Genomic DNA, 6,374 nt, shown 5'->3' with positions numbered 1-6,374 from the left:
CAGGGCAGATTGCCCACGTGTTACTCACCCGTTCGCCACTAATCCACCCCGAAAGGCTTCATCGTTCGACTTGCATGTGTTAAGCACGCCGCCAGCGTTCGTCCTGAGCCAGGATCAAACTCTCCGTGAATGCTTCCCCGTAATCGGGGCGAACACCACGAGAGCGGTGCGACCAGGAGGAATAGTCCCGATCGCACACAGCGTCCTCGCTGTGTTTTTTCAAAGGAACCTCGACCATCCGAACCGGATGGACGGGGTATCAACTAATCTGGCGTTGATTTTTGGCACGCTGTTGAGTTCTCAAGGAACGGACGCTTCCTTCGTACTCACCCACGGAACATTCTCCGAGGCTTTCCTCCGGGCGCTTCCCTTCGGTGTTTCCAACCTTACCAGATTCTATTTCCGTTCCGTTTCCGGTTCGGATTTTGATTCCGGTGGCCGTTGGAGGGCCTTTCGCCTTTCGGCTGATCCGACTTTATCAGAACTTCTGAGTCGGAATTTCCACTCTCTCTGCTCCACCACCGTAGGCACACGAGTGTGCCGGGGGTTTCGCTGAGGCGGAGCCGTAAACGTACTCGAGCGGAGCGGCCGATGCAAATCGAGGGCCGCTCCGCTCCAGTATCACCCGACGGTGTGTCAGACCTCCACGACCACGGGGAGGATCATCGGGCGCCGGCGGTAGGTGTCGGAGACCCACTTGCCGATGGTCCGCCGGATCAGCTGCTGCAACTGGTGCGGCTCGGCGACGCCGTCCGCTGCGGACTTCTGCAGCGCTTCTTCGACCTTCGGGATGACCGCGTCGAACGCGTTGTCCTCGATACCGGAGCCCCGCGCGTGGATGTTCGGGCCACCCACGATCTTGCCCGTGGTCGAGTCGACCACGACGAAGACGGAGATGATGCCCTCGTCGCCGAGGATGCGCCGGTCCTTGAGCGAGGTCTCGGTGACATCGCCGACCGACAGGCCGTCGACGTAGACGTATCCCGCCGGGACCTTGCCGGAGATCCTGGCCTTGCCGTCGATCAGGTCGACGACGACTCCGTCCTCGGCGATCACGATGCGGTCCTTGGGGACGCCCGTCAGGGCTCCGAGCTCGGCGTTGGCGCGCAGGTGGCGCCATTCGCCGTGGACCGGCATCAGGTTCTTCGGCCGGCAGATGTTGTAGAAGTACAGCAGTTCGCCTGCCGAGGCGTGGCCCGAGACATGGACGCGGGCGTTGCCCTTGTGGACGACGTTGGCACCCCAGCGGGTCAGACCGTTGATGACGCGGTACACCGCGTTCTCGTTGCCAGGGATGAGCGACGAGGCCAGGATGACGGTGTCGCCCTGGACGATGCGGATCTGGTGGTCGCGGTTGGCCATCCGGGACAGTGCCGCCATCGGCTCGCCCTGGGAACCCGTGCAGACGAGCACGACCTCGTGGTCCGGCAGGTCGTCGAGCGTCTTGACGTCCACGACGAGACCGGCCGGGATCCTCAGATACCCCAGATCACGGGCGATGCCCATGTTGCGGACCATCGAGCGGCCCACGAAGGCGACCCGACGGCCGTACTCGTGCGCGGCGTCGAGGATCTGCTGGATGCGGTGGACATGACTCGCGAAGCTGGCGACGATAATGCGCTTCTCGGCCCCGGCGAATACGCCGCGCAGCACATTCGAGATGTCGCGCTCGGCCGGGACGAAGCCCGGAACCTCGGCGTTCGTGGAGTCGGACAGCAGCAGGTCGATGCCCTCTTCGCTCAGCCGGGCGAAGGCATGCAGGTCGGTGAGACGGCCGTCCAGGGGAAGCTGGTCCATCTTGAAGTCGCCGGTGTGCACGACCATGCCGGCGGGAGTGCGGATGGCGACGGCCAGAGCGTCAGGGATGGAGTGGTTGACCGCGATGAATTCGCAGTCGAAGGGACCGATGCGCTCCCGGTCGCCTTCGGTCACTTCCAGTGTGTAGGGGCGGATGCGGTGCTCCTGAAGCTTGGCCTCGATGAGCGCGAGGGTGAGCTTGGAACCGATCAGCGGGATGTCGGGCTTCAGACGGAGCAGGAAGGGAACACCGCCGATGTGGTCCTCGTGGCCGTGCGTGAGCACGATGCCCTCGATGTCGGCGAGCCGATCCTTGATCGCGTTGAAGTCCGGCAGGATCAGGTCGACACCAGGCTGCTCCTCCTCGGGGAAGAGGACGCCGCAGTCGACGATAAGGAGGCGGCCGTCGTACTCGAAGACCGTCATGTTCCGGCCGATCTCGCCGAGACCACCGAGCGGGGTGACGCGCAGGCCGCCCTGGGGGAGCTTCGGCGGAGTGCCGAGTTCGGGATGCGGATGACTCAAAAGACTCTCCTCACCACACGCGCCACGTACCGCGTGGGCACGTGGCGCGTGTGACATTCGTGCACTTGCTGTTGTCATTGATGTGACGCTTGTTCAGTTGCTTCATATTCAGTTGTGAAGTCTGTGATCAGAGCTGTACCCCGCCGGCGGCGAGATCCAGCTTGAGCTGTGCGGTCTCGACTTCACTGAGCTCGACCAGCGGCAGGCGCAGCGGGCCCGCGGGCAGTCCCTGGAGCGCGAGTGCCGCCTTGGTGGTGATGACGCCCTGAGTGCGGAACATGCCGGTGAAGACCGGGAGCAGCTTCTGGTGGATCTCGGTGGCCTTCTGCACGTCACCTGCGGTGTACGCGTCGACCAGGGCACGCAGCTCCGGGGTGACCACATGGCCCACCACGGAGACGAAGCCGATGGCGCCGACCGACAGCAGCGGAAGGTTCAGCATGTCGTCGCCCGAGTACCAGGCCAGGCCACTCTGGGCGATGGCCCAGCTGGCGCGGCCGAGGTCGCCCTTGGCGTCCTTGTTCGCGACGATGCGCGGGTGCTGGGCGAGCCGGACGATCGTTTCGGTGTCGATCGGCACCCCGCTGCGGCCAGGGATGTCGTACAACATCACAGGGAGGCCCGTGCTGTCGGCGATGGCCGAGAAGTGCCGGTACAAGCCCTCCTGCGGGGGCTTGTTGTAGTACGGCGTGACGGCGAGCAGGCCGTGTGCTCCGGCGCGCTCGGCGGCGCGAGCAAGCTCGATGCTGTGGCGGGTGTCGTTGGTGCCGATTCCGGCGACGACATGGGCCCGGCCTCCGACCGCTTCGATGACGGCCCGGACGAGCTGGTCTTTCTCCGCGTCGCTGGTGGTCGGGGACTCGCCGGTGGTGCCGTTGACGATCAGACCGTCGTTGCCTGCGTCCACCAGGTGGACGGCGAGCCGCTGCGCGCCGTCGAGATCGAGCGCGCCGTCCGCCGTGAACGGCGTGACCATCGCGGTGAGGACCCGTCCGAAGGGGGTCTGCGGAGTGGAGATCGGAGCCATGGGTAACACGCTACTCGCTGCTCAGCGGGTAGGGGCCCCTCGGGGGACGTGACGTGTGCCGTGGGCTGCGGAGCCCGGCACTGCCTGCTCGGGGGTTCAGGCAGTGCCGGGTCCGTTTGATCAGCCTAGATGAACTTATCAAAACGCCGCAATACGGACACCATGTCCGGCTGAACCGTACATCTGTCCCTTACGGGGCGATACGACCATTCGCGTTGAACGCGGCATGGGTGAGGGGCATGAGCTTGGCCCAGTGCTCTTCCATCTTCTCGCCGACCATCTCGATCTCCCGCTGCGGGAACGACGGCACCTTGGCGAGCTCGTGCTGCGTGCGCAGACCGAGGAAGTGCATCAGCGAGCGAGCGTTGCACGTCGCGTACATCGAGGAGTAGAGGCCCACGGGCAGCACCGAGCGGGCGACCTCACGGGCGACCCCGGCCGCGAGCATCTCCTGGTACGCCTCGTACGCCTGGCGGTACGAGTCCGCCATGACCCGTCCCGTGAGCTCCTGCTGCGCCTGGGTGCCCTCGACGAAGACGTACTTGCCGGGACGGCCTTCCTGGACCAGCTTGCGCGACGCGTCCGGGACGTAGAAGACGGGCTGGAGCTCCCGGTAGCGCCCGGACTCCTCGTTGTACGACCAGCCGACCCGGTGGCGCATGAACTCGCGGAAGACGAAGATCGGAGCGCTGATGAAGAAGGTCATCGAGTTGTGCTCGAAGGGGCTGCCGTGGCGGTCCCGCATCAGATAGTTGATCAGGCCCTTCGAGCGCTCCGGATCCTTGGACAGCTCGTCCAAGGACTGCTCGCCCGCGGTGGAGACCCGGGCCGCCCACAGCACGTCGGAGTCACCTGCGGTGTGCTTCACCAGCTCGACGGTCACATCGCTGCGGAAGCCGGGCTTGATGTCGGCAGGGGTCTCGGTCACCGGCGGGTGTCCTTCCAGTTGCTTCACTCGGGCGGCGTCCCACTCTACGGCTCGGCACTGACAGCGATCGTCCGACCGCCTCGGTGGGCCTGTGCAACGGTCCGTTCGAGATGTACTGCCCCCTTTCGGGCCCCCTGGGGTGGCCCGTGGTTGACCGGCTCTGTAGCCTCACCCGTCACAGCCCGTTGTGCGTGATGAGTGAGGATCAGCCGTGCCCCTGCCCTTCCTGACGGTTGACCGCGCCTTTGACACATCCGACCGGACACCGGCCCAGAACCAGGCCGCTCTGCCCTTCGACGACCACGACGAGTGGCGCCGGCCCTATCGCCCCGGCCCCTGGCGGGTGGGAGCCGCGGCATTGCTGCTGCTGCTCGGTTCCTTCGTGCTCATGGCGACGCTGATCATCGCCTTCGCCGGGGCGCTGCCGGGTGCGGGAGTGTGCTTCGCCCTCGCGCTGCTGGTGATCGCCTCAGCGCTGCGACTCCTGCGCATGGGCACCTGGGTGAGCAGGCACGGACTGCGCAGGGTGGGCTTCTTCTCGACCTCGACCGTCGAATGGGGGCAGGCCGCAGCCCTGCGGACCGTCCAGCAGCCGGTGCGCTGGCTGGGTCTACCGCGCACGGTGCAGGGCCAGGCGCTGATGCTGGTCCGCGCTGTCGGTGAGCCCCTGCCGCTGCTCACCGACCACAACGCGGACTTCCTCTCGCGAGTAGAGGCGTTCGACAGGGCGGCTGACACGATCGAGGCATGGGGCGCGCAGTACGGCCCGGTGGCGGCGCCGACGGTGCCCGCCGCCAGCCATTGAGCCGGGGGTTTCCCGGGCAGCTCAGATGGCCTTGACCGGCCGCCCCTCACGAGCGGCCTCGCCGTCGTGCAGGGCGATCGCGCGCTGCATGGCCTTGCGAGCACGCGGTGTGTCCCTAGCGTCGTGGTAGGCGACGGCCAGCCGGAACCAGCACCGCCAGTCTGCCGGCGAGTCCTCGGTCTCCGCCCGGCGCTCGGCGAAGACGGCGTCCGCCGAGTCCCGGTCGATGCGACCGCCCGGGGTGCGGACCAGCTCGTCCACCGGAAGTCCGCCCTCGGCTTCCAGCTCGGCCGCCAGCGCGTTGGCCTTCCTGACGAACCTGGTGTTCTTCCAGAGGAACCAGATCCCGATCACGGGAAGGACCAGCACCGCCACGCCGAAGGTGACCGTCAGTACCGTGCCGTGCCTGATCAACAGCACGCCCCGGCTGCCGACCAGGAAGAAGTAGACGACCAGGACGGCAGCCGTGATGAAGTAGGTGATCTTCGCGCGCATGGAGTGAGTCTCAGTCCAGGTCGAGGAAGTGCTCAAGGCCGAACGTGAGGCCGGGGGTCGTCACCACACGCCGCACACCGAGCAGGATGCCCGGCATGAAGCTGCTGTGGTGCAGGGAGTCATGTCGGATGGTGAGGGTTTCGCCCTCCCCGCCGAGCAGGACCTCCTGGTGGGCGAGCAGCCCCCGCAGGCGTACGGCGTGCACCGGCACCCCGTCGACGTCAGCGCCGCGCGCGCCGTCCAACGCGGTGGCGGTGGCGTCGGGCTGCGGAGCGAGCCCCGCTTCGGCGCGGGCCGCCGCGATCAGCTGGGCCGTCCTGGTCGCGGTGCCCGAAGGGGCGTCCGCCTTGTTCGGGTGGTGCAGCTCGACCACCTCGACCGACTCGAAGTAGCGCGCGGCCTGGGCGGCGAACTTCATGGTGAGCACGGCACCGATGGAGAAGTTGGGCGCGATGAGCACTCCGGTCTGCGGGGAAGGGGCCCCACCGGAGGTCGGGGAGGCGTCCAGCGAGGTGCGCAGATGCGCGAGACGCTCATCGGTCCAACCGGTGGTGCCGACGACGGCGTGGACACCGTGACGTACACAGAAGTCGAGATTTCCCATCACCGAGGCGGGCGTGGTCAGCTCGACCACGACCTGTGCGCCCTTCTCGACCAGGGTCTCCAGCTTGTCGTCCCGGCCGAGCGCGGCGACCAGCTCCATGTCCCGGGCGGCTTCGACCGCCCGGACCGCCTCGGACCCGATACGGCCCTTGGCTCCGAGGACGGCCACGCGCAGCTTGCTCATTGCTTGTGCT

General features: G+C 66.7%; 6 protein-coding genes and 1 rRNA gene (1 of these 7 running past the window's edge). 1 reads left to right on the top strand and 6 read right to left on the bottom strand.

Translation table 11 applies throughout. The features are described 5' to 3' along the window. From V1460_RS09490 to thyX, 4 genes are all read right to left on the bottom strand, one after another. Positions 1 to 130, bottom strand: a 16S ribosomal RNA gene (locus V1460_RS09490); it reaches 1,396 nt to the left of the window's first position. A 506-nt stretch (positions 131 to 636) separates the two neighbouring features. After that, complete coding sequence (locus V1460_RS09485; RefSeq protein ID WP_338673302.1) at positions 637 to 2,322, bottom strand: ribonuclease J; 1,686 nt, start codon at positions 2,320 to 2,322, stop codon at positions 637 to 639. Positions 2,323 to 2,449: 127 nt separating this feature from the next. After that, the gene (gene dapA / locus V1460_RS09480; RefSeq protein ID WP_338673301.1) at positions 2,450 to 3,349 is read right to left on the bottom strand and encodes a 4-hydroxy-tetrahydrodipicolinate synthase; all 900 of its coding nucleotides are present in this window, start codon (positions 3,347 to 3,349) and stop codon (positions 2,450 to 2,452) included. A 190-nt stretch (positions 3,350 to 3,539) separates the two neighbouring features. Beyond that, the gene (gene thyX / locus V1460_RS09475; RefSeq protein WP_338673300.1) at positions 3,540 to 4,277 is read right to left on the bottom strand and encodes an FAD-dependent thymidylate synthase; all 738 of its coding nucleotides are present in this window, start codon (positions 4,275 to 4,277) and stop codon (positions 3,540 to 3,542) included. 211 nt (positions 4,278 to 4,488) lie between these two features. Between thyX and V1460_RS09470 the strand changes: the two genes are divergently transcribed. Beyond that, positions 4,489 to 5,082: a hypothetical protein gene (locus tag V1460_RS09470; protein ID WP_338673299.1), complete on the top strand. Its 594-nt coding sequence runs from the start codon at positions 4,489 to 4,491 to the stop codon at positions 5,080 to 5,082. Between the two features lie 21 nt (positions 5,083 to 5,103). Here V1460_RS09470 and V1460_RS09465 read toward each other — a convergent pair whose 3' ends face one another. Both V1460_RS09465 and dapB read right to left on the bottom strand, forming a co-directional pair. Continuing rightward, the gene (locus V1460_RS09465) at positions 5,104 to 5,577 is read right to left on the bottom strand and encodes a tetratricopeptide repeat protein (RefSeq protein ID WP_338673298.1); all 474 of its coding nucleotides are present in this window, start codon (positions 5,575 to 5,577) and stop codon (positions 5,104 to 5,106) included. A 10-nt stretch (positions 5,578 to 5,587) separates the two neighbouring features. After that, positions 5,588 to 6,364 (bottom strand): 4-hydroxy-tetrahydrodipicolinate reductase, encoded by a 777-nt coding sequence (gene dapB / locus V1460_RS09460; RefSeq protein WP_338673297.1) that lies wholly within the window; start codon positions 6,362 to 6,364, stop codon positions 5,588 to 5,590. Positions 6,365 to 6,374 lie beyond the last annotated feature (10 nt).

It is taken from the genome of Streptomyces sp. SCSIO 30461 (assembly GCF_037023745.1).
Lineage (GTDB): Bacteria > Actinomycetota > Actinomycetes > Streptomycetales > Streptomycetaceae > Streptomyces.
The sequence above is the reverse complement of the archived record's forward strand: the minus strand, read 5'-3'. Positions and strand labels throughout refer to the sequence as shown.

Excerpts from the sequence above, each read along its gene's own strand:
- dapA (WP_338673301.1), bottom strand. The coding sequence starts at position 3,349 with ATGGCTCCGATCTCCACTCCGCAGACCCCCTTCGGACGGGTCCTCACC.
- dapB (WP_338673297.1), bottom strand. The coding sequence starts at position 6,364 with ATGAGCAAGCTGCGCGTGGCCGTCCTCGGAGCCAAGGGCCGTATCGGG.
- V1460_RS09465 (WP_338673298.1), bottom strand. The coding sequence starts at position 5,577 with ATGCGCGCGAAGATCACCTACTTCATCACGGCTGCCGTCCTGGTCGTC.